Genomic DNA, 16883 nt, shown 5'->3' on the forward strand with positions numbered 1-16883 from the left:
GGGTAGAGAGGGTCGGAAGGCGACCCCCGATGCCCAGGAGGCCGGAATGGCGAAGTACATGCTGATCATGCGCAACACCGACGAGTCCCTCGCGAAGATGATGGAGACGCCGTTCGAGCAGATGCTGGAGACCGTGGGCCGCTTCAACGAGGAGCTGATCCGGGCCGGCGTGCTGCTCGCCGCCGAGGGGCTGGACGATCCGGGCCAGGGCGTCGTCGTCGACTACAGCGGCGAGACGCCGATCGTCACCGACGGTCCCTACGGGGAGACGAAGGAGCTGTTCGGCGGCTTCTACCTGATCGACGTGGCCTCGAAGGAGGAGGCGGTGGAGTGGGCCCGGCGGATGCCGGCCATCGCCGGGTCGCGGTGCGAGATCCGCCGGGTTCCGGCGATCGACGAGTTCCCGCAGGACAACGAGTGGATCGTCAAGGAGCGGGCCTGGCGCGAGCGGACCGGCCAGCTCTGATGGCCGCAGCTGCGGACGGCCCGCTCGACGGCCCGCCGCGCGGGGAGGCGCCCCGCGCGGAGGCAGCGCGGCGGGCCGTCGAGGCGGTGTGGCGGATGGAGTCGGCGCGGATCGTCGGCGCGCTGGCCCGGTACACCGGGCAGTTCGAGCTGGCCGAGGACGTCGCACAGGAGGCGGTCGCCGAGGCCCTGGTCGGCTGGGCCCGCGACGGCGTGCCCGCCAACCCGGTGGGCTGGCTGCTGACCGCCGCCCGGCGGCGTGCCGTCGACAGCTTCCGCCGCCGCTCCGCACGCGACGAGCGGTACGCGCTGCTGGCCAACCCCCTCGCCGAGGGCGAGGCGAGTTCGGGCGCGGTGCAGCCGCCGGAGCGGCCGGACGACCTGCCGTTCGACCCGGACCGGGTCGACGACGACGTGCTGGCGTTGATGTTCATCGCCTGTCACCCGGTGCTCTCGCCGGAGGCGCGGGTGGCGTTGACGCTCCGCGCCGTGGGCGGTCTGACGAGCGAGGAGATCGCGCGGGCCTTCCTTACGCCGGTGCCGACCGTGCAGGCGCGGATCACCCGGGCGAAGAAGACCATCGCCGCCGCCGGCGTGCCGTTCGCACTGCCTCCCGCCGAGGAACGGCGGGAAAGGCTCGGCGGGTTGCTGAGCGTGCTCTACGTCATCTTCAGCGAAGGGTCGACCGCGACCAGCGGCGACGCCCTGCTGCGCCCGGATCTGGCCAGGGAGGCCACCCGGCTCTCCCGCATGCTGGCCGCGCTGCTCCCCGACGAGCCGGAGGTGCACGGCGAGCTCGCGCTGTTCGAGCTGACCGCCGCGCGCTTCCCCGCGCGCACCGGGCCGGACGGGGAGGCGGTCCTGCTGGAGGACCAGGACCGCCGGCTGTGGGACCGCGCGGCGATCCGCCGCGGGATCGCGGCGCTCGCGCGGGCCCGGGCCGCCGGGCGGCGTCTCGGACCGTACGGGCTGCAGGCCGCCATCGCCGGCTGCCACGCGTCGGCGCCCTCGGTGGCGCAGACGGACTGGGACCGGATCGTGCTGCTCTACGAGGCACTCGGCCGGGTCGCGCCGTCACCGATGGTGGAGCTCAACCGGGCCGTCGCCGTCGCCATGGCGACGGGCCCGCAGGAGGCGCTCGACCTGGTCGACGACCTGGCCGCCTCCGGACGCCTCGCGGGGTTGCACCTGCTGCCGACCGTCCGCGGCGAACTGCTGACCCGTCTGGGCCGCACCACCGAGGCCCGCGCCGAGCTCGAACTCGCCGCCCGCCTCTGCGGCAACACCCGGGAACGCGCGGTGCTGCTCCGTAAGGCGGGCGCGCTGCCGTGAGAACGGACCTGCGGCAGGATCTGATCTGACGTCGCGTCAGAGCTCAAAGCGCTTGCCGGGCACCGGCGATCACTCCCATGCTGTCGGTATGTTCACCTACGATGTCGACCCGCAGGCGGTGGTCATCGAGCGGGCCGCCCAGTTCGCGGCGTGCGGGATTCCGAAAGCCACGATCGCCCGGGCGCGGGACGCGATCGACGACATGTGGGGCACGGGGGAAACCGGCTGGACGCCGGTGTGGGGACGCGAGGCCGAGCGCGCCGCGGCACGCGGGAGGCTGGTGCAGGCGTCGCTGTACTGGGGTGCCGCGAGGTTCCCCACGCTCGCCACGCCCGCCCGGATCCAGGCCCACGAGCGGCAGTTGGAGTGCTACCTCGCCGCGTCGCACCGGTTTCCCGTGCGCTTCCACCGGCAGGTCGACGACGTCCCGACGCCGCTGCACCTCTACCGGCGGCGGGTCGCCCCACGGCCGGGGATCCTGGTGCTGTCGGGCGGGGCCGACACCTGGAAGATGGACCTGCACCGGCTCGCGGTGACGACGGCCCTCGCCACGGGTCTGCTGGTGGTCACGCTCGACATGCCCGGCACGGGCGAGTCGCGCATTCCGCTGGCGCCGGACTCCGACCGCGTGTACGCCGAGGTCATCGCGCCGCTGCGGGCCCGCTACGGATTCCCGGTCGGGATCATGGCGTTCAGCTTCAGCGGCCTGTGGGCGGCTCGGCTCGCCCTGCTCGGCGAGGTCGACGCGGCCGTCGCGATCGGCGCGCCGACGGGCGCGGCGGACGAGCCCGTCGACGTGTTGAAGCTGCCGTACGGCATGGCCGGCATCATCGGCAACGCCCTCGGCATGACCGCACTGGCGGAGCCCGAGGCGGTGCCCGACCTGGTCGCCCGGTTCTCGCTCCGGGAGCTGCTCGACCGGCCCGGCGGCAGTCCCCTGCTGGCCGTCAACGGCGAGCGCGACCAGTACATCCCCCTCGGCGACCTCACCGGCCTCGCCGGGCGACCGGACACCACGGTCTGGGCCCTCCGGGGTGCGACCCACTGCGCGCCGGAGCGGTTCCCGCTCCTCGCACCGGCCCTGTGGCCGTGGCTGATGGCCCGTCTGCTCCCCGGCGCGCAGCGGTCGCCGCTGAAAGCGGTCGGCACGCTGCCGGTCCGTCCGTGGCTACGGCCGGTGACGACCGCCAGTTTCTGGCGTTCCATCAGCAAAGTACAAGGGCACGGGACTTCCACAAGTCCCGTGCCCTGCATACCGCCTGGAGAAGTGCTTACGAGCCGCCGCCGTGCGAGCGGCCGAAGAACTCGATCTCGGCGATCGCGACCTGCTTGGTGGGAGAGGCGTTGTAGGCCGACTCGATGGTGAAGCGCACCGAGACGACATTGTCGTAGCGGAGCGGGAGGGTCTGCGGGCCGACGTTCGGGTTCAGGGTCAGCAGGGTCGTCTGGACCTTGCCGTTCGAGTCGGTGACGGTCGCCTGCAGGGTCTGCGGGAGCGCGGAGCTGTCGAGGTCGGACGCGTTGGTGGACACACCCGGCGAGATGATCACGTCGAGCAGGTTCTCCGGCTGGTCGAACCCGGCCTGGATCCACCGGCCCGCGTCGTCACCCGTGAAACCGGGGCCCCACCAGGTGTTGTTGTGCTCGTCGAACGCCAACTCCGGCCCGTGCTGCGGGTAGGAGTTGGACGCGCTGATCTTCGACGTGTCCGGCGGGATGAGGGAACGCGAGGCGAAGTGGTCGCCGACCGCCTGCGCCATCGAGCCGCCGTTGACCGCGAGCGTGATGACGGCGGCGACCACGGCCGCCGCGACCACCCAGCGGATGACCTGGCTCCAGTTGCTCCGCAGGCGCGGGCGTTCCCCGGCCCACGGGTTGCGGCGCGGGCCGAAACCCGGCAGGCGGCGCCACCAGGCGAGCTTGGGCGGGTCCTCCGGACGCCCCTCCATCGTCATGGCGCAGCGGCGGCAGAAGTGCCGGTCCGGCCGGTTGGCGGTGCCGCACCAGGGACACGGCACGCCGCCCTCGTCGCCGAGTTCGGCCCCCGGGGCCTGCGCGGTCGGCCGCGCGGCGACCGGGCGTCCCGGCAGCACCGGGGCGATGGACGGTGCGACCTCCTGCTGCTGCGCGTCGGCCACGGGCACCAGCAGCGCGCGGGCCCGCGCGGTCGCCGCGTCCTCGCCGTCGGATGCGGCGGACTCGGTGGACGGGGCGGCTGCCGGTGCGGCAGCAGTCGCGGGCGGCAGGGGCTCGGTCGGCGTCTCGTCGGGGGACGCCTCGCGCGCCGCAGGAACCCTAGCCCCGGCGGCAGATGACAGTACGTCACCAGAGCGGTCGGGGGCAGCTTCGGCCGGAGCCGAGGCGGTGCCGTCGGGCTTCGCAGGCACCTCGGCCGCCGCGGCAGGTGCCGCGCTCGCACCGGACGCGGCGTCACTGCCCTTGCTGCTGCTGTTACTGCGGCTACTGCTACTGCTACTGCTCCGCGACGAACTGCTCGACGTCCAGGTGAGGACGGCGCCGCAGCCGTCGCAGAAGGACTGGCCCGGGGTGGGCGGAGTGCCGCACTCGGGGCAGGCCTGCGGCCCGTTCCCGGCCGCGTCGGCGTTCTGGCTGGTCACCTGTCAGTTCCTTTCCAGCGCGGTCACCTGGACCGTGTAAGGCATGTGTGCGGGGCGCGCGGCGGAGACCAGGGCCTCCAGCCGGTGCTGGTCGATCGGGGTGGGGCTGGGCAGCGCCAGGGTGACGTGCAGCCGGGGGCGGCGCTCACCGGGGACGGGGCCGAGCGGGCGGGCGCTCCACTCCGCTCCGCCGCTCTCGGTGATCACCGGCTCCCGGCCGAACGCGAGGCGTACCGCCTCGGCGAGGCCGCGGCGGGTGCCGCGGATGCGGTGCAGGCGCGCGGCGGCGGCGACGGCCGCGCGCAGCAGCGCCTCCTCCTCGGTGCCGTCGACCTCTGCGCCGACCCACTCGGCCAGCCAGCGGACGAAGTCCTCCGGGGCCAACGCGGGGCTGAAGTAGGCCTCCAGGCAGTCGAGGACGTTGTGCAGCGGGGCCAGCACCTCGTCGAGCCCCGCGACGAAGCGCTGCGCCAGCTCGTCCTCGGCGAAGACGGCGGGCAGCATCGCGCCGAGCGGCGCGGAGGAGCCGAGCCCGTCGACGGAACCTCTCACGACTGCTCTCCCGCACCCATGCCGCCGATGACGCGAACCCGGTGGTCGAAGGAGAAGACCAGGGACGGCGCCTCGAGGTCGATCCGGTCGGTGGCGTCGCCGCGCTTGCCGGTCAGCGGGTCGGCCGGGTGGAGCAGCACCTGGTCGACCAGTTCCACGCCGGGCACCCGCTGCAGCACGGCGAAGATCTCACCGGACTGCACCGGACGACCGAAGGGCCAGCCGGTCCCCAGCGCGCCGCCCACCAGCGGGTCGAGGTGGCGGTAGAGCGCGTCGTGGACCTGCCGCCGGACCCGGTCGGTGTCGGCGCCGCGGAAGGCGTGCAGCGTGGCGACGACGGTGACGCCCTGGTAGTAGGGCGGGCCGACGGCCAGCCGGGTGCCGATCAGCCGCCGCTCGTCCAGGTAGTGCGTGATCCGCTCCAACAGCGCGTCCGCCGGGACGAGTTGCTCGAAGCGGAGCCGACCGCCGAGGTCGGGCACCGCGTGCGGGACCACCAGGACCCGGACCGCGTGGGCGCCGTGCTGGTCGGGCTCGCCCTCCAGGCAGGTGATGCGGGCGGTCTCCGGCGCGGCGCGGCGGGCCAGCTCCTCGTAGTCGCGCAGGGTCACCGCACGGTCCTGGGCGCGCAGCGTGATGGGGGCGCGGGTCTTGGCCTCCTCGACCGTCTCGCCGTCGACGCCGCCGGTGGCGGCCTCGCGGTTGACCACCTCGGAGACGTAGGGCACGGAGCTGCGCAGCACCTGGATCGCGCCGCGCGCGACGTTGCCGGACCGTCCGCCACCGGTGCGGTACCGCCAGGCCCGGATGGCCGCGCCCTTGGGCGGCACCGCGCCGTACTGGCGCAGGCCGCCGTCGCTCTCGCGGACGGCGGTGCCGAAGGCGATCTCGCCGGTGGCGGCGTCGAGGGTGAAGTGGCGGTCGTCGGGGCCGGAGGCGGCGAAGTGGGCGACGGCCTCCCAGTCGGCCCAGCCGTCGACGTCACCGACCTGCAGGTGCAGCGGCGGGATGTCGCCGACGACGGGGGCGTGGGCGAGCCGCAGCCGCTGTCCGGGCAGGCCGGTGGACTCGCCCAGCTGCTCGTCGCGGACCGTCTCGGCGTGCACGGAGCCGGTGGTCCCGCCGATGGTGAAGGCCTCGGCCTGACGCACGGTCGGCGAGGTGGTGTAGAAGGGCTGGTTGGGCTGGGGCTCGACGACCCGGCAGCGGATCCAGCCGGCCTCCTGACGCCCGGTCCGGGACTTCACATGGCCGCCGGGGATGTGCAGCACGACCTCGCCGGGGCGGTTGAGACCACCGGTGCCGTCGCGGTCGACCTCGCACTCGGTCCAGCCGTCCTCCGTCCAGGCCTCCCAGACCAGCGGGGGCTGCCGGGGGTCGACGCCGACACCGTCGACGCGGCTGTCCAGGGTGAGCGCCACCGCGCAGTGCGGGACGGCGTTGCTGAGCCCGATCATCATGCTGTCGCCGGGCCGGGGCGACTCGGTGAAGCACATCACGTCCTTGTGCTCAGCCAGGTCCGAGGTGCGGTCGAGGGTCGGCTCGCCCTGCTGCTGCACCACCAGGTACGCCAAGGCGCAGGGGACGACGGTGAGTTCGCGCTCGGTGGCGAAGACCACCGCCTCCTCGCTCTCGGTGCGGGCGGTGGCGGTCTCGGTGCCGATCGGCAGTCGCACCGGCTCGTCCAGCGGCGCGGAGAGCCAGAAGGTGACCTGGGCGCGCGCCGCTGAGGGCGGGAAAAGGGTGATGCCGATCAGGTCGAGGAAGGCCAGGTGGTTCTTCTCCGGCACGCGGTTGAGCCGGTAGACGATCTGGTCCGCCATGTGGGCGACCGTCTCGACGAGGGTGACGCCGGGATCGGACACGTTGTGGTCGGTCCACTCCGGGGCGCGCTGCTGGATGTAGCGCTTGGCGTCGTCGACGAACTGCTGGAAGCGGCGGTCGTCGAGGTTGGGAGAGGGCAGTGCCATCAGCGGTCGCTTTCGGTGGACGGGCGCGGCGTGCGCGGTTCCGGGGAGTCGCCGGCCGGTTCGTCGTGGTCGGGGATGACGTAGAAGGGGAAGACCAGGCTGCGCGGGTTGTTGGTGCCGCGGATCGAGTAGCGGACGTCGATGTAGAGCACCGCCTGGTCGTCCCCGGCGGTCACCTCGACGTCCTCGACCTCGATGCGCGGCTCCCAGCGGTCCAGCGTGACGAAGACCTCGTGCTGGATCCGGCCCGCGGTGGCCTCGTTGACGGGGGCGAAGACCATGTCGTGGATGGCGCAGCCGAATTCGGGCCGCATCGGCCGCTCCCCCGGCGCGGTGGCCAGGACCAGCCGCATCGCCTCCTCGATCTCGCGTTCCCCGCTGACCAGGGCGATGCCACCGGTGGGGCTGATCCGCATCGGGAACGCCCAACCGCTGCCGACAAACTGTTCTGCCATCAGATCGCCTGTCCCCAGGTCCTGTTCGCCATCAGACCACCGGCAATCCGTTGGCGGTGACCACGCCGACCATGGCGACGTTGACGCCGGCGATGTCCACGTTCAGCGGCGAGGTGAGCGCCAGCGACGCCTCACCGGCAAGCACGGCCGCGCCGATCGCGTTCAACTCCAGTGCGCCGAGCGCGTTCACCGCGACCGCCGTGCCCCGGACGCTGACCGCGCCCATCGACTCGATGCTGACCACGCCCCCCGCCTTGACCGTCAGGTCGGCGCCCGCCTCCAGCGACAGGCTCGCGCCCGCCTTGACGGAGACCGAGGTGCCGCCCTTGATGCTGACGCTGCCCGTGCTGTCGACGGTGATCTCGGTCTGGGTGCGGTCCAGGTTGATCGTCAGCTGGTCGTCGCCGGTCTTCAGCCGCACGCCGCGCTTGGTACCGAGGCGCTGGTCGAGCAGGTCGAGCCGGTTGCCGCTGCGGTCGGCCAGGGTGCGCCGGACGCTCTTGCCGCTGGTGCCGTCGTAGGGCTGGACGTCGTTCCGGCCGGGCTGGTCCTTGCCGTTGTAGAGGCCGCCGATGACGTAGGGGTGGTCCAGCGCGCCGCGGTCGAAGGCGACCAGCACCTCGTCCTCGACGTCGAAGCCGATCAGCCCGCCGCCGTTCACGCCGCCGAACTGCATGCTGCGGGTCCAGTCGCTGACGTAGGTGTCGTCCAGCCAGGGGAAACGCAGCTTGACCCGGCCCTGCTTGAGCGGGTCCTTGATGTCGGTGACCACCGCGTTGGCCACGCCGGGCAGCCGGGGCGCGCCGCCGCTGCCGCCCGAGGCGAGACCGTAGAGGGACCGCCACTGGCGGCCGCTGACGGTCAGTTGGACCTCGTAGTGGCGGCTGTCGCCGAAGCTGTGGCGGGCGCCGGTCACGGTGTACTTGCCCTCGAAGGGCTCCCCCACCGCACCGAGCGCGATGGGAACGCCCGGCCGTAGCTTGGGGTTGCCCCGGACGGTCACCTCCAGCTCGGCGAAGGAGGCGGTGATGTCGTCGGCCAGCGAGCCTGCGGCGTTCTTCACCTCCGCCTGGGTGTCGAACGGGATGTCGGTCTCGACGCGCGTGGCCTCGCCGAAGGCGGCGACGGCGGCGGCCGGGGTGGTGCCGATGACGATGGCCGGGTTGTCGACCGCGGGCTCCTGGCTGACCAGGTCCTTCTTCGCCGTCACGTCCCAGCCCCGGGCCACGGCCTCGGAGACCTGGTCGGCGGAGGTCACGGCGGCCCGGCAGCGCAGGATGTCCTTGAACGCCTTGAGGGTCAGCGGGCTGGTGTCGCTGTTCGGGGAGGGAGCACCGGCGGCGGACTCCCGCTTGACGAACTGGAAGGTGCCGCGCGCGCTGAGCGACATCACCATGTCGTTCTCGTCCGCCAGGCGGCTGAGGAAGTCCCAGTCGGTGACGTTGGCCTGGGTGATGAAGTCGTAGACCGTGGTGGTGGCGTGGATGCTGCCGACCGGCACGCTGTCCTTGGCGCAGAGCCGCCGGGCGATGTCGGAGGCGGTCATGTTGCGGTACGCCTGCACCCGGCGCTGCCGCAGCATCCGGTGGCCGAGGTCGTAGCCGCGGATCACGGTGAAGCTGCCGGTGTTGTCGTAGTCGCTCTCCATGGCGGTGATCTCGCCGGTGAGCAGCGGCGACGCGGCGCCCTGGCCGTCGGAGACCGGCGCCAGCACCACCTTGCTGCCCAGCTTGGCGCCGGTCTGGCTCAGCACCAGCCGCTCGTGGTCGCGGAAGGTCAGCTCGAACGCGCCGGGCACCCCGGCGGCGAAGTCGATCCAACCCGCGACCAGATGGCGGGCCACGGCGTCGGTCAGCTTGGTGCCGCCGATCTCGACGTGGAGGACGTTGGAGTAACTGAACTCGGGCATCAGCGGCCCACCTCTTCCGCAGCGGGCAGCATCAGCGCGGCGCCGGGGCTCAGCTGGGCGGGGTCGTCGATGCCGTTGGCCTCGGCGATGGCCCGCCAGGCGGTGGCGTCCCCGTACTCGCGCCAGGCCAGGGACTGCAGCGAGTCGCCGGCGACCACCCGGTGCACCCGCCGGGCGGTGAGCGCGCCGGAGGTGGGGTTCTGACCCGGCGTCTGCCCCGGCACCTCGCGCAGCTGCAGCCGGCAGGTGGCGCGGATCGGCACCCCGGTGGTGCTGAACAGGGTGTAGGTCGCGTCGACCGAGGTGACGTACGCGTTGAAGCGGGCCGTGGAGAAGGCCCCCCACTGGAAGATCACCCACGGCGTGGACGGCTTGTTGGCCGCGATGCTGGACGCCGTCGTCTCGCAGCAGGAGAAGAGCGACTCGACGTTCTTGCGCACGTCGGTGCTGTCCGGGGTCTGCGAACGGTCCAGGAAGATCTCGACCGACAGCTCGCGCGGATCCGGCCCCATGTACTCGGGGACCGGGCCGTCGTGGTGGCCGGGCGTGGTGGTGGACTTCCAGGTGGCCCGGCGGCTGATCTGCAGCTGCGAAGGGTTGAAGTCGAAGCTGAAGTTGCTGATCACCCCGCCGGGCGAGGTGCCGCCGCCGAGAGGCGGCTCGTGTATCGCGATCGTCGCCCGGACCAGGCTCTTGCCTGCTCCTCCGGTGCCCGCCATCTACGCCGCCCCCGCATCCGTGAAGCCGTGGTGGGTGATCTCCAGCATCTCGGTGGCCACCGCCGGGCTCTCCGGGTTCAGCGACGGCCCGCGCCAGTTCACCGGCAGCACGTCGATCAGGCCCCACCGGGCGACCAGCGAACCGTCCGCCCGCAGCGCGGCGATCTGCGCCGTCGGCCGCTGGATGCCGGTGGTGATCGAGCTGATCCAGGCCGCGACCTTGGACGTGTCGGGCGTCAGCGGACGGGTCAGCGTGATGTTGGAGAACGTCACCCGTGACGGCAGCTGCCAGACGAAGCCGTTGTTGCCGCCTTCCTGGTGCTGGTGGATCTCCACCGAGGAGGCCAGGCCCTCGCAGGTGTTGAAGGTGCCCAGGCTCTCACCGTCGATGGTGAGGTGGAAGAAGATGGTTGAGCCTGGGTCTTGTTCCTGGGGCATCGAATGCTGCCTTCCTGCGGGCGGATCGGGTGGTGCGGTCAGCGGCTCTGTCTGTCAGCGACTCTGGGAGCTCTGTGGCTAGCGGCGGTTGTCGCGGAGTCGGCCGGAGCGCTCCCGGTCGAACCTCAACTCCATGCGCAACAGCCGTGTCAGCGGGCCGATCAGACGGTGCGTCAACTCGTCCACCTGGCTCTCCTTGAGCATACGGGGATCGAACGCCTCGGTGATCTGCTGGGGATCGATCGAGGTGTACGGGGGCGGGAGGTCGACGGTGGGCGGCGCGGTGTACGACTGCGGCAGGGCCGGATCGCGCTTGGTGCGGGAACCGGACGCCGTGTCGGCCTTGGCCGTGACGGGAGAGACCCGCGGCGCGGCGGTCCGGGGCGGGGAGATCAGCGAGAGCAGCGCGTTGTTCGCTGACCGGGCCGGAGGCCCCTGCGGCGTCCGCTGCACGGGCAGCGGCGCGGACGGTGCGGGCGGTGCGGGCGGTCCGGACGGCGCGGGCGGTCCGGACGGCGCGGACTGCGGTGCACGCGACACGGACTGCGGCACCGGCGGAGCGGTGACGGGCGACGCGAGCGACACCGGGCGGACGGGCGCGGGCCTGGACAGCGCGGGCGACGCGACGTGGGCTGCCGGGGTGTGGACCGCGGGTGCGGGGGCTGCTGCTGCGCGCTGAACCACGTTCGACGCAGGGGCTGCCGCGCTGTGCAGTCGCTGCGGAGCGGTGGGGCGGCGGACAGCGGCAGGTTGTACGGCGATGGCTTCCGTACTCCGCGCCGACGTCACCGGCGTTGTCCTCGACGTCGACTCCGGCTCCGGCTCGCTGCGCAGCGGCACTGCCTTCGACGCGTTCAGCCGCTGCACGGCGACGGATCCGGGCACGTCCGACCTCCGCTCTACGGCACGCGCCGGGGTCAACGGCCGGACGGCAGATGGCGTGGCAGCCGGGGCGACAGCCTCTGCCGTCGACTCATTGGCGGGCATCGGCAGTTGAGCGGCGGCGCCTGCTCGCCCGCCCATCGCCAGCCGCTGCACCGGCAGCGCTCCGCCATCCGAAGCCCTCGCCACCGCCTGTGCCAACCGCTGGACGGGCGCCACGCGCGGGACGTCGGGAGTCACCGCAGGCGACGCGTCGGCCGTGGCCACCCCGGAGGGGGTCGCCAACGGGACAGTGGGCGCAGAGGCAGGACCGCCCACGGCGTTGCCTTCGCTCAACCGCTGCACGGCCACGGCCCGCGGGGTGGCATCCGCCGACGGCACGGTCGGGGTTGGGGTCGTCGCGGTCGGGGTCGCGGTGGTGATCGGAGTCGAAAGCGTTGATGGAGCATCAGCTATCGACCGCTGCACCGGAGACGTCTGCGATGCCGCCCGCCCGGCAGCCGCGACCGGGGACGACGCCGGGGCAACAGCCGCGGCCCTGCTCGGCGCGGCCGGAACCGGAGCTCCCGCCCCGCTCGTCGGCTTCACCGCCGTCGACCGTTGCACCGGCCCGCCGGTCAGGGGGGTCGTACTCGTGGGCGGCGCGGTCATCGGCGCGCCGAGCAGTGAACGCCGCCGCTGCACGGACGCTGATGTGGCGTCAGACGCGGACGTCGCACGGCCTTCGGACGCCTGAACCTCACGTCGGCTGGGCTCCCCCAGCCCCGCTTCCCGGCGCTGCACGGAGGCTGGGCCAGAAGCCAAAGTCGAAGTCGGTGTCGAAGCCGGAGCCAGGCTCGAAGCCGGGGTCGGCGGAGTAGGCACCTCCGCGGGACCACTGACGCGTCGCTGGACCGGCAGATCCTGCGTGGGCACAGGCGTGGCACCGAGAGGAGCCGAAGGCCTGGCCGCCCCACCAACCGGCCGCGAGGGCCCGGCCGTTGAGCGCTGTACGGGGGCAGGACCGGGCGCGCCGGCGGGCTGCGAGGCGGCATTCGACGCCGAGGGCGCGGGCGCGGACTTCCCCGCCTCTTGCCGCATCGGCGGGGCCGGAACGTCACTCTTCGGATCGGGACGCAGCGCCTCGCCGACGCTCCGCTGCACAGGCGCGGCGGGCGCGGCGGGCGCGGCAGTCGCAGGCGAGGACGCCGAACGCTCCATGGCCCGCTGAACCGGGGTCGGAGCTGGCTCCGGCGTCGGGGCCTGCTTCTTCGATGCGACCGGAAGCACAGCATCGGAGATCGACACCGAAGCTGACGCTGCGTCAGCACTCGGCGTCGTCGCGCGCTGGATCGGAGCAACAGGCGCGGTCGTCGTCGCGTCGGTCGCGCCGGTGCGCGGCGGCGCGCCGGGCGACGCGGGACGCGGCGAGGAAGCAGCCGCCGAACGCTGAACCGGCGCAGCGGAAGCAGCCGGGGAGGACGCCATCGTAGGACGGTCCGATCCTGGGGCCGTCGCACGCCGGCTCGGAGTGCCAGGCGCGGTTGGCGCCGCTGAGCGCGCAGGCGCATCGGACGACGCCGCAGGAGGAGTTGGGACCGCCGCACCGCCGGGCGTCTCGCTCGTCGGCCGCGCCGTCGCACGCTGGACGGGAGCCGTGAGAGGAGCAGCGACAGGGGCCGCAGCGGACGGCAAGGGAGATGACGGCGATGGCGAAGTCGACGCCCGGACATCAGCAGCCGGGCGCGTGACCCGCTGGATCGGAGCGGCCGTCGCCGTCGGCAGTTGCGACGACTCGGGCCGAACCGACACCGGCCGCTCCGAAACTGGCCGCTCCGGCACCGAGTGCGTCGAGGTCGGCCGCGTCGACTGGAGCGGTACCGGGTCCGAGTCGGCGGCAGGCGGCTCCGAGGGCGCAACCGGGACAGGCGCAGCCGCCGGAGCGGAAGTCCGAGCAGCAGCACGGGCCGGCACCGCAGCCGGTACGGGCCTGGGCGCAGGAGCCGTCGCCGGAAGCACCCGCCGCTGAACGGGCGGGGTGGCGCGGGTCAGCGGAACCGCACGAGTGGCAGGCGCCGGACTCGGGCGTGCCGGGGCGACGCGCGGGCCGGTCGGGCGAGCGGCGGAGACGACGCGCTGGACGGTGAGGCCCAGAGCAGCACCGCCCCCTGCCTCACCCACCGACCCGCCAACGGGATCGACCGGATCGGCCGAGGCCACCGGCAGTTCGAGTGCGGGCGCGCCCAACGACTCACGCCCGCCCCCCGAGCCGGTCCCGACCGGCGTCAGCACATCCCGGACCACGCCGGTAGGTGCACCGTCGAGGACGGCGTGCGAGAGCGTCCCCATGAAGGTGGGGTTCTGCCAGGTGGCCAGCGACCGCGAGAAGTCGGACGCGGCCACCGCCGGCTGCGACGGCCCGGCGCTGGCGCGCTGGATCGGCGGCAGCGCCGCCCACCCACGCGGCGCGGCAGCAGCCTCCGGCGCGGACGCGGGCGTCGACTGGGCCGGAACCGCAGTCGGCTCCGTACCCGCAGGCTCCGCACCCGCAGTCGGCGCCGCGCCCCGGAATCGGTCTAGGAATCCCATGGCTGAGCTCCGCCCCCGTTACCGTTCCGCCGCGGCGCGGGTGACGAGCGAGGCGATCTGCTCGGCGTACCGGCGACGGTCGCGGTGTTCGAGGTCCAGGATGTCCTCCAGGCTCCAATGGAAGTGGTAGGCGATGTACGCGATCTCTTCGTCAATGCGTTCGGTCGCGTACGTCACGATTCCCCCAGGCGGCTCCCGCCGAGCTCCACCTCGAAGGGCTGCTCGCAGTGCGGGCAGGTCACCCCGGCCCGGGTGTGGCCCTCCGCGTTGATCTGGCGGTAGAAGTCCTGGAGGAAGGCGAGGTCGGAGGCGAACATGTTCTCCACCACGCCGTCGTGGATGTGCGCGACGGTGCCCAGCCGGGTGATCACCCGGGCGAGCAGCACGACGGACAGGTACGCGGGGTTGTCCTGGACCCGCACGTCGCGCAGCGGGATGAGCTCGTCCCTGGCGGTCGCCAGGCGCATCACGCCCTCGCGGTGGACGTTGCCCTGCTCGTCCACGTAGCCACGCGGCAGCTCGAAGGTGAACTCCGTGCGCAACTGCCGCCGCACGGGCGCGGGTTCGGCGGCCGGGGCCGCCGGCACCGCGAAAGCGGAACCGGCGGACTCGGCGGCATCGGGTCCGGCGACGGCAGGGCCGCCGGACCTGGTGGCGGAGCTGCGGCGCATTACTCCATGATCATTTCTTCGTAGGTGATGGTGACGGTCTCGGTCAGCGCGGACGCCTCGCCGGCCTTGACCGTGCTCGCCGACACCTTGCTGCACCAGGCGTTGCGCAGGTGGTAGCGCTTCACCGGGTTGTTCATGTAGTCCATGACGATGATGCTGGCGTTCTTGCGGGCAGAGCCCATGTCGCCGCGGACGGAGGCGTTGATCCAGTCGTTGAAGGCCGTGGACTGGGTCATGCCGCGCACGACCGTCGCCTCGCCCGCGCGCTTGATGCCGGGCAGCTTCTTGGTGACGGGCTGGCCGTTGGCCGAGACCTGCTGGAACTCGATGACGTCCTGGTTCATGTCCAGGCCGTTGACCTCCTGCAGGTACTCGACCATGACGCCGTCGATCTGGAGGCCGAAGTTGTGCGATGTGAGCGAATCGCCGGGCTGAAGGCTCATGCCTGGTGTTCCTTACTTCTGCTCGAACTGGTCGTGGCTCGCGAAAGGGGAGAGGAGGCTACTCCTCCAACTCACCTGCACCGCTGGAGAACTGCGCCAGCCGGAAGATCACGAACTCGGCCGGCTTCACCGGGGAGACGCCGATCTCGCAGATGACCCGGCCGAGGTCCACGGACTCCGCCGGGTTGGTCTCCGCGTCGCACTTGACGTAGTAGGCGTCGTCCGGCGTGGCGCCGAACAGGGCGCCGCTGCGCCACTCGGTGACCAGGAAGGCGGAGATGTTGCGCCGGATCCGGGCCCACAGGGCCTGGTCGTTCGGCTCGAAGACCACCCACTGGGTACCGGTGAGGATGGACTCCTCAAGGTAGTTGAAGTACCGGCGGACGTTCAGGTAGCGCCACGCCGGGTCCGAGGAGAGGGTGCGCGCACCCCAGATACGGATGCCACGGCCGGGGAAGGCCCGGATGCAGTTGATGCCGTGCGGGTTGAGCAGGTCCTGCTCGCCGCGGGTGATCTGCATCTCCAGGTCCACCGCGCCGCGCACGACCTCGTTGGCGGGGGCCTTGTGGACGCCGCGCTCGGCGTCGTTGCGGGCCCAGATGCCGGCCACGTGACCGCTCGGCGGGATCATCCGGGTCTGCGCGCTGGCCGGGTCGAAGACCTTGACCCAGGGGTAGTACAGGGCGGCGTACTTGGAGTCGTAGCCAGCCGTCTCCTGGCGCCAGACCAGGATCTGACGCGCGTTCAGGCCGGGCGGCGGGTCGATGATCGCCAGCCGGTCGCCCATCAGCTCGCAGTGCGCGATCAGCGCGAGCTGGACGGCCTTGACGGACTCCAGGTCGATCGCGCCGCGCTGGTAGGCGGCCATCAGGTCGGGGACGGAGACCATGGAGATCTCGTCCACGGCCTCCAGGCCGCCGAAGCCGGTGCGGTCGGCCGAGTCGCCCACGTACTCGCGGACGCCGACCTGCTCGCCCTCGTCCACCGGGACCGGAACCGACGCCGGGGCGGCGGACGGCGCGGGCAGCGCGACGGTCTGGTTCTCCGGACGGGCCAGCTGCCCGGCAGGGGCGGCCTCCGCCACGGAGATCAGCTTGGAGCGTTCCTTGACCTGGGTGACGACGTAGTTGCGGCCACCCTTCTTCGCCGACACGTCGAAGGTCTCGACGAACTTCTCGCCGTCCTTGACCACCAGGCGGAAGCGGTCGGCAGGACCGTCGCCCTCGGCGTCGGCGACCTCGACCGTGAGGCCGCCCTGGCCGGCGGCGATGGCGGAGACCTTGAAGGTGCCGAGCTCCTTGGCCTCACCGGGCAGCAGTGCGGCGCGGGCGGTGCCACCGGCGAGGGCGGCCGGGGCAGCGGCAGCCGCACCCGAGACGCCGCCGGCCACGCCACCGACGCGCACCACGTAGGCGGCGCTGCCGCCGTTGTTGAAGAACCCGTAGACCGCGTGTGCCAGGTAGTAGCCGTCGGTGAACTCACCGAAGGAAGCGACGTACTGCGACCAGTTGGTCACCAACGTCGGCTCGTTGACAGGGCCGTTCGGCGCAAGACCGACGAACGCGGCCACCGACGTGCCCACTCCCTCGATGGGGCGCGAGCCGCTGGCGACCTCCTCCACGTAGACGCCTGGCGACAGGTACGACGGCATGCTGAGCGCTCCTCGCAGTACAAGACAGGACTACGCCAACTCTCCTTGCTGGTGGGCGTTCCGGAAACGCCTCCAGGGGCCTGCCCCAGGGCACCGCTGATGCCCTGGTCGATGCATCAACGGGCAGCTCCCGGCAGCGGTCGGCGGCTGCGGCGACTCCCGGACTGCGGGCCGGTGGCGCAGAGGTTATCGGCGCATGCCATGTTGGCG

19 protein-coding genes are annotated in these 16883 nt (G+C 72.6%); 7 read left to right on the forward strand and 12 right to left on the reverse strand.

Annotated elements, in window-relative coordinates; genetic code table 11:
- Positions 1-46 precede the first annotated feature (46 nt).
- The 3 genes from ABH928_RS09085 to ABH928_RS09095 all read left to right on the forward strand — a co-directional run bounded on the left by ABH928_RS09085 (position 47) and on the right by ABH928_RS09095 (position 3163).
- Positions 47-466, forward strand: coding sequence for a YciI family protein (locus ABH928_RS09085; RefSeq protein WP_370064024.1), 420 nt, complete (start codon positions 47-49; stop codon positions 464-466).
- Positions 466-1797, forward strand: a complete 1332-nt coding sequence (locus ABH928_RS09090) for an RNA polymerase sigma factor (RefSeq protein ID WP_370064026.1) — start codon at positions 466-468, stop codon at positions 1795-1797. The genes ABH928_RS09085 and ABH928_RS09090 overlap by 1 nt, the downstream gene beginning before the upstream one ends.
- An 88-nt stretch (positions 1798-1885) precedes the next feature.
- Positions 1886-3163 (forward strand): alpha/beta hydrolase, encoded by a 1278-nt coding sequence (locus tag ABH928_RS09095; protein ID WP_370064028.1) that lies wholly within the window; start codon positions 1886-1888, stop codon positions 3161-3163.
- On the opposite strand, the gene ABH928_RS09100 is transcribed toward ABH928_RS09095, so the two are convergent.
- The 8 genes from ABH928_RS09100 to ABH928_RS09135 all read right to left on the reverse strand — a co-directional run bounded on the left by ABH928_RS09100 (position 3069) and on the right by ABH928_RS09135 (position 11142).
- Positions 3069-4415 (reverse strand): zinc ribbon domain-containing protein, encoded by a 1347-nt coding sequence (locus ABH928_RS09100; RefSeq protein WP_370064031.1) that lies wholly within the window; start codon positions 4413-4415, stop codon positions 3069-3071. The two genes, ABH928_RS09095 and ABH928_RS09100, sit on opposite strands and share 95 nt — an antisense overlap.
- Before the next feature lie 3 nt (positions 4416-4418).
- The gene (locus tag ABH928_RS09105; protein WP_370064033.1) at positions 4419-4967 is read right to left on the reverse strand and encodes a phage tail protein; all 549 of its coding nucleotides are present in this window, start codon (positions 4965-4967) and stop codon (positions 4419-4421) included.
- Positions 4964-6937, reverse strand: a complete 1974-nt coding sequence (locus ABH928_RS09110; RefSeq protein ID WP_370064035.1) for a putative baseplate assembly protein — start codon at positions 6935-6937, stop codon at positions 4964-4966. Before ABH928_RS09110 ends, ABH928_RS09105 begins: the two co-directional genes overlap by 4 nt.
- Complete coding sequence (locus ABH928_RS09115) at positions 6937-7392, reverse strand: GPW/gp25 family protein (RefSeq protein ID WP_370064037.1); 456 nt, start codon at positions 7390-7392, stop codon at positions 6937-6939. The genes ABH928_RS09110 and ABH928_RS09115 overlap by 1 nt, the downstream gene beginning before the upstream one ends.
- Positions 7393-7423: 31 nt before the next feature.
- Complete coding sequence (locus ABH928_RS09120) at positions 7424-9301, reverse strand: VgrG-related protein (protein WP_370064039.1); 1878 nt, start codon at positions 9299-9301, stop codon at positions 7424-7426.
- Positions 9301-10020, reverse strand: a complete 720-nt coding sequence (locus ABH928_RS09125) for a LysM peptidoglycan-binding domain-containing protein (protein WP_370064041.1) — start codon at positions 10018-10020, stop codon at positions 9301-9303. Before ABH928_RS09125 ends, ABH928_RS09120 begins: the two co-directional genes overlap by 1 nt.
- A complete protein-coding gene (locus ABH928_RS09130) occupies positions 10021-10458 on the reverse strand; it encodes a phage tail protein (protein WP_370064043.1) in 438 nt (145 codons plus the stop codon).
- Positions 10459-10536: 78 nt separating this feature from the next.
- Positions 10537-11142, reverse strand: coding sequence for a hypothetical protein (locus ABH928_RS09135; RefSeq protein WP_370064045.1), 606 nt, complete (start codon positions 11140-11142; stop codon positions 10537-10539).
- A 76-nt stretch (positions 11143-11218) separates the two neighbouring features.
- Between ABH928_RS09135 and ABH928_RS09140 the strand changes: the two genes are divergently transcribed.
- The 4 genes from ABH928_RS09140 (at position 11219) to ABH928_RS09155 (ending at position 13348) form a co-directional block, all read left to right on the forward strand.
- Positions 11219-11455 (forward strand): hypothetical protein, encoded by a 237-nt coding sequence (locus ABH928_RS09140; RefSeq protein WP_370064047.1) that lies wholly within the window; start codon positions 11219-11221, stop codon positions 11453-11455.
- Between the two features lie 246 nt (positions 11456-11701).
- Entirely contained in the window at positions 11702-12076 is a 375-nt protein-coding gene (locus ABH928_RS09145) for a hypothetical protein (protein ID WP_370064049.1), read from the forward strand.
- Positions 12077-12259: 183 nt separating this feature from the next.
- Positions 12260-12550: a hypothetical protein gene (locus ABH928_RS09150; protein WP_370064051.1), complete on the forward strand. Its 291-nt coding sequence runs from the start codon at positions 12260-12262 to the stop codon at positions 12548-12550.
- A gap of 516 nt (positions 12551-13066) precedes the next feature.
- The gene (locus ABH928_RS09155; RefSeq protein ID WP_370064053.1) at positions 13067-13348 is read left to right on the forward strand and encodes a hypothetical protein; all 282 of its coding nucleotides are present in this window, start codon (positions 13067-13069) and stop codon (positions 13346-13348) included.
- Positions 13349-13926: 578 nt separating this feature from the next.
- On the opposite strand, the gene ABH928_RS09160 is transcribed toward ABH928_RS09155, so the two are convergent.
- From ABH928_RS09160 to ABH928_RS09175, 4 genes are read right to left on the reverse strand one after another with little or no spacing between them, the layout of a single operon-like run.
- Complete coding sequence (locus ABH928_RS09160) at positions 13927-14085, reverse strand: DUF6760 family protein (RefSeq protein WP_196194982.1); 159 nt, start codon at positions 14083-14085, stop codon at positions 13927-13929.
- Positions 14082-14579, reverse strand: coding sequence for a hypothetical protein (locus tag ABH928_RS09165; protein ID WP_370064056.1), 498 nt, complete (start codon positions 14577-14579; stop codon positions 14082-14084). Before ABH928_RS09165 ends, ABH928_RS09160 begins: the two co-directional genes overlap by 4 nt.
- The gene (locus ABH928_RS09170) at positions 14579-15022 is read right to left on the reverse strand and encodes a phage tail protein (RefSeq protein WP_370064058.1); all 444 of its coding nucleotides are present in this window, start codon (positions 15020-15022) and stop codon (positions 14579-14581) included. The genes ABH928_RS09165 and ABH928_RS09170 overlap by 1 nt, the downstream gene beginning before the upstream one ends.
- 58 nt (positions 15023-15080) lie before the next feature.
- Entirely contained in the window at positions 15081-16673 is a 1593-nt protein-coding gene (locus ABH928_RS09175) for a phage tail sheath family protein (protein WP_370064060.1), read from the reverse strand.
- Positions 16674-16883 lie beyond the last annotated feature (210 nt).

This window comes from Streptacidiphilus sp. MAP5-3 (genome assembly GCF_041262505.1).
Classification (GTDB): domain Bacteria; phylum Actinomycetota; class Actinomycetes; order Streptomycetales; family Streptomycetaceae; genus Streptacidiphilus.